We start from the raw sequence: 20783 nt of genomic DNA on the forward strand, positions 1-20783 counted from the left end.
TTATTATATATACCTGCAAAATTAATCATTCTTTCCCGATTTATACCTCTAAATAAAAAAAATAAAAAAAAGTGCGTGATTTATTTGTTTGTTGCGAATAACTATCTATCTTTGCACATGAAATAAAATTGTAATAGTTACAAAAAGGGAATATATGAAGAGTTACGATTATCTTATCAGTTATAACATTAAGCCGTCCGTACAGCGCATAGCTATTATGGATTATTTGTTGGCTCATAAAACTCATCCTTCTATCGATGAGATTTATTTGGCGCTATGTAAGGATATTCCAACCTTGTCCAAGACTACAGTGTATAATACACTGAAACTCTTTGTCGAGCATGGAGCAGCTTTAATGCTTACAATTGATGAAAAGAATGCGTGTTTTGACGGCGATACTTCCCTACATGCTCATTTCCTTTGCAAGAAATGTGGTAAAATATTCGATTTACCCTATAGTAATGAAGTGAAAAAAGTAGAGCAAATTGATATGAATGGATTCAAAGTGGATGAAATTCACCAATATTATAAAGGTATATGCCCTGCTTGTTCTAAAGAAGATTAAGAAAGAAGTTAAAAAGGATAGAGAGTAAATGACTAACTAATAAATAAAATATTGACTAACTAATAAAAAAAGAAATTATGAAAAAGTTTATTTGTACAGTTTGTGGTTATATTCATGAAGGTGATGCAGCTCCTGAAAAATGTCCGTTGTGTAAAGCGCCTGCTTCTAAGTTTAACGAAATGGTAGAAACAGAAGGTGGATTGGAATTTGCAGACCAACACGTTATCGGCGTAGCAAAAGGTTGTGATGAAGAAATGATTAAGGATTTGAACAACCATTTCATGGGTGAATGTACAGAAGTTGGTATGTATTTGGCAATGAGCCGTCAGGCAGACCGCGAAGGTTATCCTGAAGTTGCTGAAGCTTTCAAACGTTATGCTTGGGAAGAAGCAGAACATGCTGCTAAGTTTGCTGAGTTGCTGGGTGACTGTGTATGGGATACAAAGACTAACTTGGAAAAGAGAATGAATGCTGAGTCAGGTGCTTGTGCTGACAAGAAACGCATTGCTACTCGTGCAAAAGCTTTGAACTTGGATGCTATTCACGATACAGTTCACGAAATGGCTAAGGACGAAGCTCGTCACGGCAAAGGTTTTGAAGGTTTGTACAACAGATATTTCAAGAAATAATATACAATTTGCTATAGTATAAATGGAGAGAGGGGGAGCAATTATTATTGCCCCCTCTCTTTTATTGGTTATATTTAGATTAGAGATATATAGGGCTTGTTTCTCATTCTTTCAGTAACACTTCTTCAATGGCTTTCCTGAAAGTAGCTTTATTGGCTGCTCCTATAATGATTTGTGGCTGTCCCGTTTTGGGAATAAAGATGATGGTGGGCAGTGACTGTATTCCCATAACGGCAGATAATTCTTTTTGTTTGTCTGTATCTACTTTGTAAACTGCAATTTGATCTTTGTATTCTTTGGCCAGACTTTTTAGCAGAGGGGCAACCATACGGCAGGGACCACACCATGTGGCGTAAAAATCAATAACTGCCGGTTTCTCTCCTTTGTATTTCCAGTTAGTGGAACCGGAAGTGTAGTCAAATATATTATCCAAGAACATTTGTTTGTCCATACGTATGACTTTTCCTGAATTTTTATCTGACTTATCCTGGACAGGAGTTTGGGCACTGAGATATCCCGTTAATCCGGCAGTTAATAGAATACATGTGATTGTTTTCTTCATATTTTACTCATATTGGGCTAGAATAGTGCTTAAATCATTGGCACGCATTACACCGCTTTGTCGCCACAATTGCTTACCGTTTTTAAAAATCATTAGTGTGGGAACTGACTGAATCTGATAGTATGCAGCAATTTCTTTATGTTTGTCTACATCTACCTTGACAATTCTTACTTTTTCCCCTTTTATTCCTTTTAATTCTTCTAAAATAGGTTTCATGGCTTTGCAAGGTCCGCACCATTCAGCAAAAAAATCAACTAATACAGGGATGTTTGAGGTGATTAAATCTTCAAATCTTTCCATAATGTTCTCCTTTCGTTATTTTTATTATAATAAAAACGTTTATAGGGTGCTTTTTGTTTAAAAGTAAAGCCGGAACAGTAGACTGTTCCGGCTTTACATATATAAGGTTGATGAACTATTATTTTTTTACAGAAGAGGGAGTATAACGTGCATTCAGTCCGTCAATGATTTCTTGTGTGATGTTGTATGCCGGATTAGCGTATAGCAAGTTGTCAAATCCTGTATTGCTGATAATCAGATCATATCCTTTGTTCTGATTATAAATTTTCAAGAATGAATTGATAGAATCACGTAACTGCAAGCTGTTCTTTTGGTTTTCAGAAGCTAGCTCGTCGCTTAGTTTCTGTTGGAGTGCCTGCAGTTCTTGTTGTTGCTTCATCAGTCTCATCTGTTCTTGTTCAGCACGTTCACGTGTAGCAAAGCCATTATTTTCCAGTTTGCGTTGGAATTCTTTAGCATCAGCATCCAGCTTCTTTGCTTTTTCATTTAAAGTAGTGCGGATATTTTCTTCTTTCTGTATCATCACTTCATTTAAGTCATTCCAGAAATTGTACTTAGTCAACAGTGAATCGATTTCCACATAAGCTATTTTCATGTTTGAGGAACCTGCAACGCCGGCAGCCGGAGCAGCGGAAGAAGTTGCAGCGTTGTTGTTTTTGTCGCTACATTGTGCGAACACTAACACGATGGCTAGCGCTAGAAATCCATTCAGGATGAAATTTGTTCTTTTCATAATCTTTTTCACGTATTGTTTATTAATTATTATCCGTTTTGCTTTGCTTTTCAATTTCGGCTATGGCATTTTTATTAGGTTTGCGTGCTTCACGATCTTGTGATTGCACACAGCCTATTCCTTTTTTACGGAGTGCCTTATTACCGCTTACATGTGTATTTGGAAACTTTCCTTTTAGAAAGATTCCGATAGACAATAATGCTATACAGATAGCAACTATTAACACAGTTATAAGGATAGTATCAAGCATTTCTATTATTTTTGTGGTGCAAAGTTAGTGTAAGGCAAGGGAAATGCCAAATTTATTGAAGCATTTCGTGTCTGCGGACTAAATTTGCATAGCAAATATAGAATTTTGCAATGATTTAGCTTTCTCTTTTTTCATTAAAAAAGAGGAAGTGTCCTATTTAAGAGAATTATTTAACCATTTTTTGCAAATTTGGAAACTGAATTTTCCTAAACGACATGATTATGAATGAAAAGAATTTAAAGCCTGCATCTGTCTTTTATTATTTTGAAGAGATATGTAAGGTACCCCGTCCCTCTAAAAGAGAGGAGAAAATAATTGCTTATTTGAAAGCCTTCGGTAGAGAACATGGTTTGGAAACCAAGACAGATGAAGTAGGCAATGTATTAATTAAAAAGCCTGCCACTCCGGGTAAGGAGAATTTGAAAACTGTGATTTTGCAGTCTCATATAGATATGGTTTGTGAAAAAAACAGTGATGTGGAGCATGATTTTCTAATTGATCCTATTGAAACAGTGGTGGACGGTGAATGGTTGAAAGCCAAAGGTACTACATTGGGGGCGGATAATGGTATCGGTGTGGCGACAGAATTAGCTATATTGGCTGCTACTGATATAGAGCATGGTCCGCTAGAGTGTCTTTTCACGGTGGATGAAGAAACTGGATTGACAGGTGCTTTTGCATTGAAGCCAGGGTTTATGACTGGTGATATTCTGATTAATTTGGACTCGGAAGATGAAGGAGAATTATTTATCGGCTGTGCCGGTGGTGCAAATACTACAGCGGAATTTACTTATCAGCCTGTTTCTGCCCCACAGGATTATTTCTATTTCCGTGTGGCGGTCAAGGGATTGACTGGTGGGCACTCCGGTGATGATATTAATAAAGGTAGAGCGAATGCCAATAAGCTGCTGAATCGTTTTCTGACCCAGTTGGCTTCTAAATATATTTTATATTTATGTGAGATTGATGGTGGAAACCTGCATAATGCCATACCTCGTGAGGCACAGGCATTATGTGCGGTACCTATGAAGGATAAGGAATCGGTTCGTGTAGATTTGAATATCTATACCGCAGAACTGGAGAATGAATATGCTGCGACAGAACCGAACTTGAGAACCGAACTCTCTTCTGAATCCCCTTGTAAGGAAGCGATAGATATGACTACTGCCGGACACCTTCTGAGAGCTGTTTACGCTGTGCACAATGGAGTGTATGCCATGAGTCAGGATATTCCGGGATTAGTAGAAACTTCGTCTAATCTTGCTTCCATCAAACAGGTAGAGGGAAACAAGATTAAAATAGTGACTAGCCAGCGCAGCTCCATTCTTTCATCACGCAAGGATATGTCCGAGATGATCCGTTCTGCTTTTCTTTTGGGAGGTGCTGAAGTAACAACTGGTGAAGGCTATCCAGGGTGGAAACCGAATACGGATTCTCCAGTTTTGAAAGTTGCGGTAGATAGCTATAAAAAACTTTTTGGTGTGGAACCTAAAGTAAAGGCAATTCATGCCGGATTGGAGTGTGGTTTGTTCCTTGAGAAATATCCGTCACTGGATATGGTTTCTTTTGGACCTACTCTGCGTGGTGTTCATTCACCTGATGAGCGTATGCTGATACCTACTGTAGATAAATTCTGGCGTCATTTGCTGGATGTATTGGTTAATATACCGACAAAATAATTTATATGAAGAAAACAATTTTATTTCTTTGTTTGTGCTACCTGGTAGGGGTGACGTATGCACAGGAACCGTTTCGGGTAATGTTCTATAATGTAGAGAATTTGTTCGATTGTCAGCACGACACGTTGAAAAATGATTATGAATTTTTGCCAGATGCTCCGAAAGGATGGACACAAGCGCGCTATCATGATAAATTGGCTAAGATAGCTAAGGTTATTATTGCCACCGGTGAGGAAAATGTTCCCGATTTGGTGGGGCTTTGTGAAGTGGAAAATGATCATTGCTTGAAAGATCTGACAGAAAACTCACCATTACGCGAGGCAGGTTATCGTTATGTCATGACTGATTCTCCTGATGAGCGTGGTATTGACGTGGCGTTGCTTTATCAGCGAGGAAGTTTTAAGTTGCTGGGCAAAAACAGCCTTTCTGTTCCTTATAAGGAGATGGAACGCCGCCCTACACGTGATATCCTTCATGTGATGGGGCAGGTAGCATCAGGTGATACTTTGGACGTGTTTGTGTGCCATATGCCGTCTCGTGCCGGTGGTGAGGAAAAAAGTGAGCCTTATCGTCTTTTCACTGCACAGATATTGAACATAGCGGCAGATTCCATCATAAACCTTCGCCAGCATCCCAATGTGATGATAATGGGTGATTTTAATGATTATCCCACTAATAATTCGATAGCTAAAGTATTGGGTGCCGTGGCTCCGAAAGGTGAAGTACAGGCTAAGAAACTGTATAATCTGATGGACGGGCGTAAGGAGGGAACCTATCGTTATCGAGGTGAGTGGGGCGTACTTGATCAGCTGATTGTTTCCGGTTTTTTGTTACAAGGGCATGATAGTATGCGCACTTCATATGATAAGGCACAGATTTTAAAATATCCGTTCCTATTGGAAGAGGATGAAAAATATGGTGGTGATATCCCATCACGTACCTACTGGGGAAAGAAATATCATGGTGGCTATAGCGACCATTTACCAGTGTGTGTGGACTTTGAAATTGGAAAATAGGGAGAGAATTAGTGGTTAGTGATGAATGGACTGCGCTATTATGCCGCAGGTGTTAATCACTAACCGCTATATATTTCTATTCATGATGATAAGGACCGTTATTCAATATAGTCATCGCCCGGTATAGCTGTTCTACGAAAATAAGGCGTATCATTTGATGTGAGAAGGTCATCTTGGATAATGAGATCTTTTCTTGGGCTGCATCATATATTTTGGGTGCAAATCCGTATGGTCCCCCAATGATGAATACTAACCGTTTGTTTACAGTGTGCATTTTGCGTTCTATCCAGTTGGCAAATTCTACGGAACGGAATTCTTTTCCATGTTCATCCAATAAAACCACTACATCGCCCGGCAACAAAGCTTTCAGAATTAGTTCTCCTTCCTTCTCTTTTTGTTGCTCCATACTCAGGTTTTTGGTGTTCTTGAGTTCGGGGATGACTTCCATATCGAAAGAAATGAAGTGCTTGGTACGTTCCACATAATCATTGATAGCGGTGATATAATGTTTTTCGACAGTGCGTCCTACTACTAATAATGTAAATTTCATACGTTCTTTTCTGGTTTACTTTGCAAAAATACGGAAAATCTCTACCTTTGCCTATCAATTCATAAAAAAACGATAACATTATGGACGAATTAGTAGTAAAAGACTTAATAGACAGACTGATAGACCTGTCTTTTGCTGAAGATATAGGTGATGGGGATCATACTACCTTGTCATGTATTCCCGCAGATGCAATGGGAAAATCAAAGTTGTTGATTAAGGAAGAAGGTATTTTAGCAGGCATTGAAGTGGCTAAAGAAGTATTTCGCCGTTTTGATCCCACAATGAAGGTGGAGGTGTTCATTCAAGATGGAACTCACGTGAAACCGGGTGATGTGGCTATGGTGGTGGAAGGTAAAGTTCAGTCACTTCTTCAGACAGAACGCTTGATGCTGAATATCATGCAACGCATGAGTGGCATTGCTACTATGACCAATAAATATGTGAAGAAACTGGAAGGTACGAAAACTCGTGTACTTGATACCCGTAAGACAACTCCGGGTATGCGTATCATGGAGAAGATGGCTGTAAAGATAGGAGGAGGATGCAATCACCGTATCGGTTTGTTTGATATGATTCTGCTGAAAGACAACCATGTAGATTTCGCAGGCGGCATACACAATGCGGTGTCCCGTGCCAAAGAATATTGTAAGGCAAAGGGTAAGAACTTGAAGATTGAATTGGAAGTGCGTAACTTTGACGAATTGAATCAGGCGTTGGCAGAAGGTGTGGATCGTATTATGTTTGATAACTTTACACCTGAAGATACTCGTAAGGCTGTAGAGATAGTAGGAGGTCGTTGCGAAACCGAGTCTTCCGGTGGTATTACTTACGATACTATGTTGCCTTATGCGCAGGCAGGAGTGGATTTCATTTCTTTTGGTGCGCTGACCCATTCTGTAAAAGGATTGGATATGAGCTTCAAGGCCTGTTAAGGAAATGTTTTATGATAAGAGAGAATTCTAAATTTTGGACTTCTTTTTGAAATGTGAATGACGCAAGTGGTACGAATAAAATTAAAATGAATTCGCACATTTGCGTCATTGATATTAGTTTCTTTTACTTTCTTCTTTAAATTGGGTAGGTGTCATTTCCTTTAACTTGTTTAAAGGAGGTACTGAAATGCCTCTGGCAGGAAAAGCCTACCTTGCAAGATATGTCGTTGATATTCATGTTGGTATTTGTAAGTAAACAGATTTTTCTGTGTATAGTGTTCTTGATTTTTTCAGTTTGGTCATAGCAAGACAGTCCAAATCCATGATATGATGTGATGTTATTTATCTTTTCGTCTCTTTGTTTTATCTTTGTCGTTGAATATTATAGTAATTAAGTATATGAAGAAAAAAAATGTTTTTAAATGGTGGGGAGTTGTTTTGATATTGTCTATGTGTTCTGTCCATGCTGAGGCGCAGGATTTGAAATCTGTATTGACAGGAGTGGCAAAGGCCGTAATTGGTAACAAGGCTACTACGGCTCATTCCATTGTGGGGACTTGGACTTATCAGGCTCCTGAATGTCAGTTCGAGAGTGATCAGTTGCTGGCAAAGGCTGGTGGAGAGATAGCGGCCAAAGAAGTGGAAGAAAAATTACAGACAATATATGATAAGATTGGTTTGGCTGGTATTAAGTATATTTTCAAGGAGGATGGTACTTATTCATATATATTGAAAAAACGTACGGTAAGCGGCACTTATGTTTTTGATGATGAAGCTAAGACGATTACTATGAAAAATAAGTTGGGCATACAGACGGTAGCTTATGTGACAGTGACAGGAAATAGTATGAGTCTTGTGTTTAATGCTGATAAGTTGATGTCTATTCTAAAGGTGATTACTGGAGCGGCTTCCAAAGTAAATTCCACAGCTGCCACTCTTAACAGTGTAGCTGAAGCTTATGACGGGCTGATGTTAGGATTTGAATTGAAAAAGTAGATGCTTTTTGTAAAATATGGATACAGGTGTTTTATGAAAGTTGAAAAATAGTGATTGGAAATAATGTTTGAGGATAAAGCCGTTTTGACCTAACCTTATTATTATGGTTAGGTCAAAACGGCTTTTATTTAAAATGTATTGTTTCCGTATATACTGGTCATGAATGTGATATGTTGCATATATGTGAGAACGATTTATTCTTGTTCTTTCAGTGCTGCGAAAATCAGACCTTCCAGTTCTTCCGCCAGTTCGGGGTTGTCCTGAATCACTTGTTTGGAGGCGTCACGTCCTTGTCCCAGTTTGGTTTCGTTGTAGCTGTACCATGAACCGCTTTTCTTGATAATGCCTAAATCAGCACCTAAATCAATGATTTCACCAGCTCTTGAGATCCCTTCACCAAACATGATATCGAATTCGGCTTTACGGAAAGGAGGTGCCACTTTGTTTTTCACCACTTTTACTTTAGTCTGGTTGCCGATTACTTCTTCACCATCTTTCAGTTGAGTGGAGCGACGGATATCCAAACGTACGGAAGCGTAGAATTTCAGAGCATTACCACCGGTAGTTGTTTCAGGGTTACCAAACATGATACCGATTTTTTCACGCAACTGGTTGATAAAAATACAAGTTGTATTGGTCTTGCTGATGGCTGACGTAAGCTTGCGCAAAGCCTGAGACATCAAACGTGCCTGTAAACCTACTTTGTTATCACCCATATCTCCTTCAATTTCAGCTTTCGGAGTCAATGCCGCGACAGAGTCGATAACAATGATATCAATGGCGGATGAGCGTATCAATTGCTCAGCAATTTCAAGTGCCTGTTCACCGTTATCGGGTTGTGATATCCATAAGTTATCTACATCCACTCCCAGTTTGGCCGCATAGAAACGATCGAAAGCATGCTCGGCATCAATGAAAGCGGCAATGCCGCCTGCCTTCTGAGCTTCAGCAATGGCATGGATAGCCAATGTAGTCTTACCGGATGATTCGGGACCATAAATTTCTATGATTCTACCTTTGGGATAGCCGCCTACCCCTAATGCGGCGTTCAAGGCGATAGACCCGGTAGGAATCACTTCCACTTCCTGTACGTTGTCATCACCCATTTTCATGATAGAGCCTTTACCAAAAGTTTTCTCTATCTTATCCATTGCAGCTTGCAGCGCTTTCAGTTTTTCACTATTTCCGGCACTCGGACTTGCTGCGAATGGAATTTCTTCGTTATCTTTTTTTGCCATAAATCTGTTGGTTTATAAAATTTGTTGTGCGTGCTCTTTTGTTTTCACCTCTTTGGGAGAGATGATACGTTCAATCACGCCTTCTTCGTTAATGATGAAAGTTGTACGGAATGTACCCATATATTTACGTCCGTACATACTTTTTTCTCCCCATACTCCGAATTGTTCTACCAACTTCTTGTCGGTATCGGCAATAAGAGTAAAGGGTAGCTCGTTCTTTTCAATAAATTTCTGATGCGATTTGGCATCATTCACACTGACACCGATTACTTCATAACCATGGGCGCGCAGTTCCGCATAATTATCACGCAAATTACATGCCTGGGCAGTACAACCAGATGTCATATCCTTAGGATAAAAATAGAGTACTATCTTTTTTCCTTTGTAATTACTTAAACGAATTTCTTCTCCTTTTTCGTTTAAGCCTAATATTTCCGGGGCTTTATCTCCTATGTTCATTTTTTAGTGGTTAATGATTAATGGTTAGTGTGGCCCAAGTATGAATTATGGGCCATTAATCACTATTTTAAAGTTCTAGATCACCATCGAATACTTCATGCCAAGGCAAACCTTGTTTGTTCAGTTGTTCCATAAATGGATCGGGATCAAACTCTTCTACATTCCATACTCCCGGACGTTTCCACAATCCTTGCAGGAACATCATGGCTCCAATCATGGCTGGAACTCCAGTTGTATAGCTTACTCCCTGCATTCCAGTTTCTTTGTAAGCTTCTTGATGGCTACAGTTGTTGTAAACATAGTAAGTACGTTCTTTGCCATCCTTTACGCCTCGGATGCGGCATCCGATAGAAGTTTCGCCTTCATAATTTTCTCCTAGATCCTGTGGATTGGGGAGTACGGCTTTTAGGAATTGTAACGGAACAATTTTCACTCCGTTATAATCTATTTCGTCAATGCGGGCCATACCGATATTCTGGATGACACGCAGATGAGTCAGGTATTCCTGACCGAAAGTCATCCAAAAGCGAGCACGTTTGATGGTCGGGAAATTCTTAACTAATGATTCCAGCTCTTCATGATACAGCAAGTAGGAATCACGAGGACCGATATTGGGATAAGTCAGATCCTTGTGGTATTCCAATGGCTTGGTGGTCACCCATTTGCCTTCTTCATAATAACGTCCGTTCTGAGTAATTTCGCGGATATTGATTTCAGGATTAAAATTGGTAGCGAACGCTTTGTGATGGTTGCCGGCATTACAGTCCACAATATCCAAGTAGTGCATCTCGTCAAAATGATGTTTTGCTGCGTAGGCTGTATAAATACCACTTACTCCCGGATCGAATCCACAACCCAGTATCGCTGTCAGTCCTGCGTCTTCAAAACGTTTTTTATAAGCCCACTGCCAGCTGTATTCGAAATGAGCTTCATCCTTTGGTTCATAGTTTGCTGTATCCAGATAATTCACCCCGGCTTTCAGACAAGCTTCCATGATGGTCAGATCTTGATAAGGCAGAGCTACATTGATGACGATTTCGGGTTTGAAACTATTAAACAGGGCTACCAGTTCGTCTACATTGTCCGCATCTACCTGTGCAGTCTTAATAGCTGGATTGCCGATAGCTTTTACGATTGCATCACATTTTGATTTTGTACGGCTGGCGATCATGATGTCAGTGAATACATCCGGATTCTGAGCCACTTTGTGTGCTACGACAGTACCTACACCGCCTGCACCGATAATTAATACTTTACCCATTTGCTGTTTTTTATTCTTGTTAAAATAAAATGCCCGGCAGACATTACCGTTCACAGGGCAAAGATAACAAAATATTTTGGGTATTAGTGGATACGGTCTAGTTTCTTATTGGTGAAATCTAAGGTTTTTCTTTCGTAGGACCATGTTTCATAGCCACCCGTGACTATATGGATGCGCATGGGATTACCTAATGCCAGACGACATTCGTCGGTTGTCATTCCTTTTCGTACCTTACCGCGGCTTATCATGTTCCAAACTTCTTCTGTGATATTCGGATACTTGGTTCGTAAGTTGCCTATGCCGAATAGATCCGTAAAATAATTGTCTGATTGTAAAATCACATCAACTACACTCGTATGGGTGAATGCAGCTTTTATCTTATAATTCTTTCCATCTATGTTTTCCAATTCTAAAAAGACGTAAGGAGAGTTGTTTTGTGAGATTATATTTTTGATGGTGAATTGTGTATATCGGGGAAGTCTCACCGGAGTGTCTGTTTCATCCAGACATTCCGTTTCCGCTTTCAGATAGACAGGTTTTTTTCCATATTTACTCATCAGATTCTTTGATTTTTTTGTATTTGCATCACTGAAGCTAAATGAATTTGGAAAATATTTATTTTTATTTTCCATAATAAAATCACTGTCTGCCATGCCACAATTAGTCTTTGATATAGCTACCGGCTGATAGTAGGTGTTTCCTTTCTTGTCTTGGAATACGATTTTTACAGGGTATGCGCGGCTGCCCACTCCGACAGCTGTTACTGTTACTTCTTCATTTATACCAATCGGGACCTCTTTATAGCCCGATATGCTGTTGGGATCATCTATACGTACTTTATTGGTACGCATATATAGGGTTTGTCCTTCCAGCAGTTCTTTGGCTATGTCCACATCACCCAGGTAGGCAAGGGTAGGAATACCGGCTTTGGGCTTCAGGCAATATTGTTCCAGAGTGGTGTTTTTAAGTTCGTGATAATATTGTTGCCCTTCACATTCAAAGTTAAAATGTACAAAGCCCCGTTCGGTAATTTCTGAACCCAGATATTCAAAAATCTTATGTTTTAACTCTCCTGTATCCACCTCCTTGTTGGTTTCCGCCGATTTAAAAGGAGGAATAATGATGTCTTTACGTTCCGGCATCACCATGAATTTCATGCCTGGTGTCCAGTCACACAGGTTGTAATACTTGAAATGATCGTTTATAAACTGTTTTTCCAAAGATTCTACGGAAATACTTGTTTGTTGTGAAGTAGTCGTGACTATATATCCGTTTTGTGCATAAGTGCATAGGCTACAGCTTGTTGCCCCAATTAAAATGGCTAAAAACCTTTTCATTGCTTTAAGTGTTAGTATATATAAATTGATACAAAGGTATAAAATTTTTGTGTATAATTGCTATAGTGAAAAATAAAATGGTTAGTTTTGCACACTAAACTAACAGATTTAACAAAAAAATAATATGAAAAAACTAGTATTGAAAATGATGGCTGTTTGTGCCGGAGCATTGATTGTATCTTGTGGTAGTGGAAAGAATATGTTGTCTGTTTCTTCTCTGGATGGGGAATGGAATATTACAGAGGTGGATGGACAGAAGATATCTACAGAGAGAATGCCTTTCATTGGTTTTGATGTAGCTCAGAAACGTATTTATGGCAATAGCGGATGTAACCGTATGATGGGAAGTTTTGAAGCCGACTCTCTGAAGCCAGGTACATTGAAGTTTGGACAGATAGGAAGTACCCGCATGATGTGCCCTGATATGAAGACTGAGCAGATGGTATTGGGTGCATTGGATAAAGTGACTTCTTTCCAGACGGTTTCTGACAAGCCCGACGTGATAACTCTATGTAATCAAGATGGTCAGCCGTTGATGACTTTGGAAAAGAAGGCGGCTCCGGAAGTGTCACTGTCTGATCTTTCAGGAGAATGGGTTATTGAATTGGTGAATGGAAAGAAGATTGTAGGTACGGCTGAGGTGACCCCTTTTATCGGTTTTAATTTGGATGAAAGCCGCATTTACGGTAATGTGGGCTGTAATACCATAAATGGTGCGTTAATGCAGGAAGATGGAAAACCCAATTCTTTGAGATTTGACAATGTTGCTACTACCATGATGATGTGTCCTGATATGGAAACTGAAACTATCGTGCTGAATGCTTTGAATGAAACAAAAAGTTTCAGCATGAAAGATGATAAAGTATATTTGTTAGGTGAAAATGGAAATGAATTGTTGGTGTTGAAGAAACAATAATCCATCTACATTCGAATTGATATGGGTCGGCCTGTTTTCTCATAAACGAGAAAACAGGCCGATTGCATTTATGGCATTATGCTAGGATGCTGACAGGTTTTTTATTTGGTGGAGTTCTGACATTCTTGCCTTATATGAATCCATTTAAAAGTATCATATAGCAAATAAATCAGTCATTTTGTCAGCCTTTGTCACATTCTTATTTTTGGCATACCGTTTGTTTTATGAAGGGCGTGCGGTTGGTGCACCAAAGAAAAAAGAAGTCCTTCGTGAACCATTCGCCAAGAAATCAGTTTAATTGAAAACAAATAAATAAAGATATATAATTATGGGAAAGATTATTGGTATTGACTTAGGAACCACAAATTCATGTGTTTCAGTATTTGAAGGTAATGAACCGGTAGTAATCGCAAACAGCGAAGGTAAACGTACCACTCCGTCTATCGTTGCATTTGTTGACGGTGGTGAACGTAAAGTAGGTGATCCTGCAAAACGTCAGGCAATCACTAATCCGCAACGTACTATTTTCTCTATCAAGCGTTTCATGGGTGAAACTTGGGATCAGGTACAGAAGGAAACTGCTCGTGTTCCTTATAAAGTAGTGAAAGGTGACAATAATACTCCGCGTGTAGATATTGACGGACGTCTTTATACTCCGCAGGAAATTTCAGCTATGATTCTGCAGAAGATGAAGAAAACTGCTGAGGATTATCTGGGACAAGAAGTTACAGAAGCCGTTATCACCGTTCCGGCATACTTCTCGGACTCACAACGTCAGGCTACTAAAGAAGCTGGTCAGATTGCAGGTCTGGAAGTGAAACGTATTGTGAACGAACCGACAGCTGCTGCTTTAGCTTATGGTCTTGATAAGGCTCACAAAGATATGAAGATTGCTGTATTCGACCTTGGTGGTGGTACATTCGATATCTCTATCCTTGAGTTTGGTGGTGGTGTATTCGAAGTACTTTCTACTAACGGTGATACTCACTTGGGCGGTGATGACTTCGATCAGGTAATCATTGACTGGTTGGTACAGGAATTCAAGAATGACGAAGGTGCGGATTTGACAAAAGATCCGATGGCTATGCAACGTCTGAAAGAAGCTGCTGAAAAGGCAAAAATTGAATTGTCTTCTTCTACTTCAACAGAAATCAACCTGCCATACATCATGCCCGTAGACGGTATGCCTAAGCACTTGGTTAAGACTTTGACACGTGCTAAATTTGAAGCTTTAGCTCACAATTTGATTCAGGCTTGTCTTGAACCTTGCAAGAAGGCTATGAGCGATGCAGGCTTGAGCAACTCTGATATCGATGAGGTAATCCTTGTTGGTGGTTCTTCACGTATTCCGGCTGTTCAGGAATTGGTAGAAAAATTCTTCGGTAAGACTCCTTCCAAGGGTGTTAATCCTGACGAAGTGGTTGCTGTAGGTGCTGCCGTTCAGGGTGCTGTTTTGACAGATGAAATCAAAGGTGTGGTATTGCTGGATGTTACTCCGTTGTCAATGGGTATCGAAACATTGGGTGGTGTAATGACTAAGTTGATTGATGCAAACACTACTATCCCGGCCCGCAAGAGTGAGACCTTCTCTACAGCTGCCGATAACCAGACTGAAGTGACTATCCACGTACTTCAAGGTGAACGTCCGATGGCTGCACAAAACAAGTCAATCGGTCAGTTCAATTTGACTGGTATTGCTCCGGCTCGTCGTGGTGTTCCTCAGATTGAGGTGACATTCGATATCGATGCCAACGGTATCTTGAAAGTATCTGCCAAGGATAAAGCTACCGGCAAGGAACAAGCTATCCGTATCGAAGCCTCCTCTGGTTTGAGCAAGGAAGAAATCGAAAAGATGAAAGCCGAAGCTGAAGCTAATGCAGAAGCAGACAAGAAGGAACGTGAAAAGATTGACAAATTGAATCAAGCTGACTCCATGATTTTCTCTACTGAAAATCAGTTGAAGGAATTAGGTGACAAGTTGCCGGCTGATAAGAAAGCTCCGATTGAAGCTGCTCTTCAGAAACTGAAAGATGCTCATAAAGCACAGGATTTGTCTGCTATTGATACTGCCATGGCTGAACTGAATACAGCATTCCAGGCTGCCAGCGCTGAAATGTATGCTCAGAGTGGTGCACAAGGTGGCGCTCAGGCCGGTCCGGGTGCAGGTGCAGGACAACAGGCTAATCAGGGTTCTTCTAATAATAAAGAAGATATTCAGGATGCTGACTTCGAGGAAGTCAAATAATAAGTAATTCAAAGTCGTAAAGTAAGAAATTACTGAATAGATAAATCATAAATGAGGCATAATTAATAGTAATTGTGTCTCATTTTTTTATTATAGCATATGAGTAAAAAATTTATTAGAAAAACAAAGGAAAGTAAACCAGTTGTTGCAATATGTTATGACTTTGATAAGACATTATCACCAGATGACATGCAAGCGCAAGGGTATATACAATCTGTTGGGGATGAAGTCGAATCTTTTTGGAAAGAGTCCAATGGGTTAGCTGAAGAGAATGACATGGATCAAAATTTGGCTTACATGTTTACCATGATTCAGAAAGCGCATGGAAAAGTCATATTTAATAAAAAGGCATTAATGGATTATGGGGCGAAAGTACAATTATTCCCCGGTGTTGAGACTTGGTTTAAGCGCATTAGAGACTATGGCATGGAAAGAGGAGTTATTGTAGAGCATTATATCATTTCATCAGGTCTTAAAGAAATGATAGAAGGTACAAAAGTCGCTAATGAATTTGAAAAAATTTATGCCAGTTCCTTCTATTATGATAAAGATGGTGTTGCTCAATGGCCAGCACAAGTTATTAATTACACGAGCAAGACTCAATTCCTTTTTAGAATAGAAAAAGGGACATTAGATGTGAATGATTCAGGTGTCAATGACTATTTTAAACCAGAGGACATTCGTATTCCTTTCAGAAATATGGTATATATAGGTGATAGTGATACGGATATACCTTGTATGAAACTCATTAATTCTTATTCAGGTCATTCTATTGGAGTTTATAATCCAAAAACAAAAGATAAACGAAAAGTCTATAAAATGATGGAAGATAAGCGCATAAAATATTATACTCCTGCAGACTATACAGAAGGATCTGAATTGGACAAATTAGTCAAAACCATTATTGATACAACTGCATCGAATGAAAAATTGATGGCTGTCCATTACATAAATAAGCAAGAGCAGGTAAGCCATAATGGACAGATAGATAATAAGGAAGACAAAGAAAAAGAGAAACTTATTATGGATTTGGAAAATAGCAACAGTTTTAAACAAACTCATTCAATAATTTCAGAACTTAAGAAAATCAAGAACTGGACTCTAGAAGAAAAGAAGCAATTAAAGATTATAGCGGAGAAGAATAAGCAGATTTCTTATATAATGAAGGATGGTGATGTTGCCTCTTTCTACTCATCTCTTGAATAGACTTAAGATTTTTCTATCAACTGTCCTCCTGATTCAAAATAGCTGACGGCAAAAAGTCGTACCTGACGGAGAACCACGTTTCTCCATATAATCCAATTGAGTAAACATATGCCTTGAATGGGGAAATTAAATTAATTGCCAAACGCTAGTGTTCCGGTTTTAATGTGACACTAGCGCTGTTGTTTCTTTTTCTCTTCTCTCCCTAACCTTTTCTAATCCCGGCATCTTTTTGCCAATACACTTTCTCCAGCAGGAAAATAGAGAGGAAAAATTTTCATCAAAAAACTCACAATTTTACTACGGCTTTTATCCATATTGTAAAAAGCAGAGCAGACAAAGTACATTAGTTCTTGCTGACTACATGTTTCTTTGGGCTGTATGTTTATTGAGGGAGCAACTATCAAGTCATGTTCAGCAAATGATAGAGCACTGGCAAGTATAGCTTCCTGTTCTTCTTCAGTAAATACCTTGATTTTTTCTGTTAACCATTCAAGCTCTCCTTGCTGAAGTGCTTGTTGCTTTTCGTTTTGATGTTCCAATAGGATTGCCACATTTTCTTGTTGCTTTTCTGTCAAGGCGTTTTCCAATGCTTGGTTCTTTCGTTTAAGAACATTGAATTTTAGCAAAGCAGCAATGTACATACAGAAATATCCTACTGCAATATCGAATATTAGGACAAGCAGATAATTGTTACTTGAGTTTTGTATGCCACCAGCCATATATTCACTAATAGGGATAACAGCTAATAGCATGATAATGGCTATTGCATAAAGCACTCGGTATCGCGTTTTATGGTTTCCTGTGGCAAAGAGGCAAGCAAAAAGGCGATAATCAAAACGGCTATGATTGCAAAGAGTGGTATGAAAGAGGTCTCCATAGGTTTGTTGTTCTGTTTATGGTTTAACAATAATGCGCCAATAACCAGCCTTGTCTGAACCTTCGTGAACCAAAATTCCCATACCCCTAAGGCTCTTGATATTTTTCTCTATAGCGCGTTTAGTTACACCAATCTTGTTGGCCATATTATCAGCTGTGATTGAAGGATCTGAAATAACGAGGTCGATTATCTTTTGTGCAGTTTTACTGACTTTCTTCTGTGTTTCCGATGTATCTCCGAACTTATCCGCATTTACACCGAACTTTTCGACCGAACTTTCTTCATTTACACCGAACTCTTTTGTGTTTACACCGAACTTTTCGACCGAACTTTCTTTGTTTACAGGATACTTTTCGAGGGTACTATTTACCCTGTTGGCTACTTCTTCAACAGGCATTCTTCCGTTGTCACCCCAGTTCAAATTATAGAATGTGGTGTAGAAAGAAGTCGCTTCCGTTTGATATTGCGGCTCTTTACCTTGCAGGAAATTGGGTAGCTTCTCTGTAAGCTCTCGCATTTTGCGTAAACCGGAACCACGTTTCTCCATATAATCCAACTGTGTGAACATGTCTGCAATGACAGGGTTACGGCGCATGGACGGCACTTTGTATATGTCACGGTCTTGAATCTGTGTTCCGTCAAGCATTGCGCCCGGTGATACCAGTTCTACACGGTCATCGTAAATGTCAATATGCACTTCACCACCCATCACAGTATAATCTCTATGGATAAGGTGGTTTACCAATCCTTCGAAGATAGCACGGTCTGAATAGTCGGGGAGGTTTAGACGATAGTTCGGCATCTTCACCCAACCACTCATGGTATAGTTCTTGATGAAGTCCATGCCGTATTTCAATAGCAATACAAGGTTAGCCCGATGTTCCACGGAACTGATGGCATCATCTTTATAGAGTCCAGTCCAACGGGTACAGAAAATACGTGATTGGAATACGGTACAATTATCCACAAACAGCAATCCGGCATTGGTCAGTTTGCCGTCAGGAGTTACTAGTCCGAATGATTCCAGATACTTGTCATTCCATTCCTGATGGGTTTGCTCACGGAAAGTATTGGCGAGAATGATGAAAGAATGTTTGCTGGCATCCACTTGGGTAGGCAGTGAATCCCAAGTCATGTGCGTACCTTTCAATACCAATGAAAGAAGCTGTTGCGAATTACACTCCACGCTTTCATTGCCAACTCGTACATATGCGGTACGTGTCCCATCCTGATAATAGTAATAAGGTGTAAGCGTTCCTGCCTTTACTTTCACTTCAAGCAAGGTATGCCCTTCGTGTTCTATCGGAATAAGCTGAACTTCCGGCACAGGGTCAAGTCGTGCCTTTATCATTTCACTGATAAAATCAGCATCGGCTTGTGGATTCTCCAAACCTACAATTACACCGTCATCATTCACTCCATAAAACAAACTGCCACCGTCCGTATTGGCAAATGCCGACACGGATTTAAGCCATGACTTTACTTTCTTACGTTCCAGCATTTCCTTGAAATCGTAAGCCGAGCATTCCGCTATCAATGTATTGTTATGTATTTGCATAGTTTCCTTATTGTTGTTCGGGTATAACATCCCAATATCATATACAAAGGTAAGGATAAAACCGAAGAATCTGTTAAAAACATCGCTTTCTTTTGATTTTTATGCGTTTACATCTCTTGTTTATGAATAAAAATCGTACTTTTGTGAGCAAGAGCGTGTGTTGCTTATGGATGCTTATTTTCGGGTTTGCGTTATATTTGCAACACGTGTACGCAAGTCGCTGATAGATATATCATGTTGACTTTGAGGAAGTGAAGTAATTCAGACAAGGACATAAACAATAAGCAAAAGCGTGCAGTTTATCAGAGCTGCGCGCTTTTGTATTTTTTATTGTTATATACTTGTCGATATAAGAACACTGAGTTCTTTCTCTTTAATTCTAAAGAATCTATTTGCCATTACAAGTATTTAAGTCCTCATTAAAATATAAATCATGATATTATATTTTTCTTTGATGATTTATTTAATTAACCTAGGTAATGGCAAATATGAGATTAGTAAAATTAAAGAACCGTCCGAGTAAGGGCGTTTTCGTTTTTGAATACATGCAGGAGCAGATAGAGCGTCTTAGAGGGCAAGGAAAAGAACGGACAGTCGAAACATATCAGTCCGCATTGAACAGCTTCATGAAGTTCCGTGACGGCATAGACTTATGTTTTGATGAGATGGATGCAGATTTGATGGAACATTATGAAACGGAGATGCGCTCCACTCACCATTTAAGTCGTAATACCACCTCTTTTTATATGCGTATTTTGCGTTGTGTGTATCGTAAGGCAGTGGGTGAGGGACTGGCCCTTCCTGCAGATCCTTTTGAGAATGTATATACTGGTGTGGACAAGACCTCAAAGAGAGCTGCCACCCTGACAGATATCAAACACATCAAGCAGTTGGATCTTTCCGATCATAAATCATTGGAATTTGCACGAGATATCTTTCTCTTTTCTTTCTATATGCGAGGAATGTCTTTTATAGATCTTGCCTATTTGCGTAAAAAAGATCTCAATAGTGGCTTTGTGAGTTATAGCCGTCGTAAAACAGGTAAGAAACTCATTATACGGTGGGAAAAACAGATGCAGGAGATTATTGACAGATACGGAGATTCGGAAACACAATATCTTTTACCTATTATAGAACGAGAAGATGGCACGGAGCACAGACAATACCGGAATAAAATGTTGCTGGTGAACCGTAAGCTGAAGAAGATTGCAGCCCGGGCAGGATTGACCACACCACTTACTATGTATGTGGCGCGCCATTCCTGGGCAAGTATAGCTAAGACGAAAAACATCTCGATTGGTATTATCAGCGAAGCGATGGGGCATGATTCAGAAACTACTACACAAATCTATCTTTCGTCTATACAGACTAATCAGATAGATAATGCAAATAGAAATATTTTAAAAGATCTATAAGAAGGGGAATATTTGAATTATTTTGAAATTAGGACGCACTCTTATATAGAGAGCGTCTA

The 20783-nt window shown here is 39.4% G+C and carries 20 protein-coding genes and 2 pseudogenes; 10 read left to right on the top strand and 12 right to left on the bottom strand.

All coding sequences use genetic code 11. The features are described 5' to 3' along the window. Window positions 1–154: 154 nt before the first annotated feature. A complete protein-coding gene (locus BVU_RS11905) occupies window positions 155–565 on the top strand; it encodes a Fur family transcriptional regulator (RefSeq protein WP_005846283.1) in 411 nt (136 codons plus the stop codon). Between the two features lie 77 nt (window positions 566–642). Further along, window positions 643–1194, top strand: a complete 552-nt coding sequence (locus BVU_RS11910) for an NADH peroxidase (RefSeq protein WP_005846285.1) — start codon at window positions 643–645, stop codon at window positions 1192–1194. Between the two features lie 103 nt (window positions 1195–1297). Here BVU_RS11910 and trxA (BVU_RS11915) read toward each other — a convergent pair whose 3' ends face one another. The 4 genes from trxA (BVU_RS11915) to BVU_RS11930 form a co-directional block, all read right to left on the bottom strand. After that, the gene (trxA, locus tag BVU_RS11915) at window positions 1298–1756 is read right to left on the bottom strand and encodes a thioredoxin (RefSeq protein ID WP_005848510.1); all 459 of its coding nucleotides are present in this window, start codon (window positions 1754–1756) and stop codon (window positions 1298–1300) included. A 3-nt stretch (window positions 1757–1759) separates the two neighbouring features. Next, window positions 1760–2056: a thioredoxin gene (trxA, locus tag BVU_RS11920; protein WP_011965573.1), complete on the bottom strand. Its 297-nt coding sequence runs from the start codon at window positions 2054–2056 to the stop codon at window positions 1760–1762. Between the two features lie 118 nt (window positions 2057–2174). Continuing rightward, window positions 2175–2789, bottom strand: coding sequence for an OmpH family outer membrane protein (locus BVU_RS11925; protein ID WP_005848506.1), 615 nt, complete (start codon window positions 2787–2789; stop codon window positions 2175–2177). Window positions 2790–2811: 22 nt separating this feature from the next. Further along, a complete protein-coding gene (locus BVU_RS11930) occupies window positions 2812–3039 on the bottom strand; it encodes a hypothetical protein (protein WP_005846293.1) in 228 nt (75 codons plus the stop codon). A 221-nt stretch (window positions 3040–3260) separates the two neighbouring features. Here BVU_RS11930 and BVU_RS11935 point away from each other — a divergent pair, with 221 nt between their 5' ends. Further along, on the top strand, window positions 3261–4718 hold the full coding sequence (locus BVU_RS11935) for an aminoacyl-histidine dipeptidase (RefSeq protein WP_005848504.1): 1458 nt from the start codon (window positions 3261–3263) through the stop codon (window positions 4716–4718). Between the two features lie 5 nt (window positions 4719–4723). After that, complete coding sequence (locus BVU_RS11940; RefSeq protein ID WP_011965574.1) at window positions 4724–5734, top strand: endonuclease; 1011 nt, start codon at window positions 4724–4726, stop codon at window positions 5732–5734. Window positions 5735–5810: 76 nt separating this feature from the next. Here the strand turns inward: BVU_RS11940 and rlmH are convergent, their stop codons facing one another. After that, window positions 5811–6284: a 23S rRNA (pseudouridine(1915)-N(3))-methyltransferase RlmH gene (rlmH, locus tag BVU_RS11945; RefSeq protein ID WP_011965575.1), complete on the bottom strand. Its 474-nt coding sequence runs from the start codon at window positions 6282–6284 to the stop codon at window positions 5811–5813. A gap of 80 nt (window positions 6285–6364) precedes the next feature. On the opposite strand from rlmH, the gene nadC reads away from it, so the two are divergent. Continuing rightward, window positions 6365–7216: a carboxylating nicotinate-nucleotide diphosphorylase gene (gene nadC / locus BVU_RS11950; RefSeq protein ID WP_005848499.1), complete on the top strand. Its 852-nt coding sequence runs from the start codon at window positions 6365–6367 to the stop codon at window positions 7214–7216. Between the two features lie 114 nt (window positions 7217–7330). Here nadC and BVU_RS23115 read toward each other — a convergent pair. Further along, window positions 7331–7475: pseudogene (locus BVU_RS23115) on the bottom strand (helix-turn-helix domain-containing protein); the annotation flags it as partial. Between the two features lie 140 nt (window positions 7476–7615). Here BVU_RS23115 and BVU_RS11955 point away from each other — a divergent pair. Then, entirely contained in the window at window positions 7616–8212 is a 597-nt protein-coding gene (locus BVU_RS11955) for a DUF4923 family protein (protein ID WP_011965576.1), read from the top strand. Between the two features lie 194 nt (window positions 8213–8406). Here the strand turns inward: BVU_RS11955 and recA are convergent, their stop codons facing one another. The 4 genes from recA to BVU_RS11975 all read right to left on the bottom strand — a co-directional run bounded on the left by recA (window position 8407) and on the right by BVU_RS11975 (window position 12507). After that, window positions 8407–9450, bottom strand: coding sequence for a recombinase RecA (gene recA / locus BVU_RS11960; protein ID WP_011965577.1), 1044 nt, complete (start codon window positions 9448–9450; stop codon window positions 8407–8409). A 12-nt stretch (window positions 9451–9462) separates the two neighbouring features. Further along, entirely contained in the window at window positions 9463–9909 is a 447-nt protein-coding gene (gene bcp, locus BVU_RS11965) for a thioredoxin-dependent thiol peroxidase (RefSeq protein WP_005846375.1), read from the bottom strand. 67 nt (window positions 9910–9976) lie between these two features. Then, the gene (locus BVU_RS11970; protein WP_005846376.1) at window positions 9977–11170 is read right to left on the bottom strand and encodes a saccharopine dehydrogenase family protein; all 1194 of its coding nucleotides are present in this window, start codon (window positions 11168–11170) and stop codon (window positions 9977–9979) included. Window positions 11171–11253: 83 nt separating this feature from the next. Then, complete coding sequence (locus BVU_RS11975) at window positions 11254–12507, bottom strand: hypothetical protein (RefSeq protein ID WP_005846377.1); 1254 nt, start codon at window positions 12505–12507, stop codon at window positions 11254–11256. A gap of 124 nt (window positions 12508–12631) precedes the next feature. Between BVU_RS11975 and BVU_RS11980 the strand changes: the two genes are divergently transcribed. The 3 genes from BVU_RS11980 to BVU_RS11990 all read left to right on the top strand — a co-directional run bounded on the left by BVU_RS11980 (window position 12632) and on the right by BVU_RS11990 (window position 16874). Further along, a complete protein-coding gene (locus BVU_RS11980) occupies window positions 12632–13423 on the top strand; it encodes an META domain-containing protein (RefSeq protein WP_005846378.1) in 792 nt (263 codons plus the stop codon). Window positions 13424–13751: 328 nt separating this feature from the next. Beyond that, on the top strand, window positions 13752–15668 hold the full coding sequence (gene dnaK, locus BVU_RS11985; protein ID WP_005846379.1) for a molecular chaperone DnaK: 1917 nt from the start codon (window positions 13752–13754) through the stop codon (window positions 15666–15668). A gap of 99 nt (window positions 15669–15767) precedes the next feature. Next, window positions 15768–16874, top strand: a complete 1107-nt coding sequence (locus BVU_RS11990) for a haloacid dehalogenase-like hydrolase (protein ID WP_005846381.1) — start codon at window positions 15768–15770, stop codon at window positions 16872–16874. A 159-nt stretch (window positions 16875–17033) separates the two neighbouring features. Here the strand turns inward: BVU_RS11990 and BVU_RS11995 are convergent. After that, window positions 17034–17751: pseudogene (locus BVU_RS11995) on the bottom strand (hypothetical protein). Window positions 17752–17767: 16 nt separating this feature from the next. Then, on the bottom strand, window positions 17768–19309 hold the full coding sequence (locus tag BVU_RS12000) for an RNA-binding domain-containing protein (protein WP_011965578.1): 1542 nt from the start codon (window positions 19307–19309) through the stop codon (window positions 17768–17770). Between the two features lie 479 nt (window positions 19310–19788). On the opposite strand from BVU_RS12000, the gene BVU_RS12005 reads away from it, so the two are divergent. Further along, window positions 19789–20724: a tyrosine-type recombinase/integrase gene (locus tag BVU_RS12005; RefSeq protein ID WP_011965579.1), complete on the top strand. Its 936-nt coding sequence runs from the start codon at window positions 19789–19791 to the stop codon at window positions 20722–20724. Window positions 20725–20783 lie beyond the last annotated feature (59 nt).

The organism is Phocaeicola vulgatus ATCC 8482 (assembly GCF_000012825.1).
GTDB lineage: Bacteria > Bacteroidota > Bacteroidia > Bacteroidales > Bacteroidaceae > Phocaeicola > Phocaeicola vulgatus.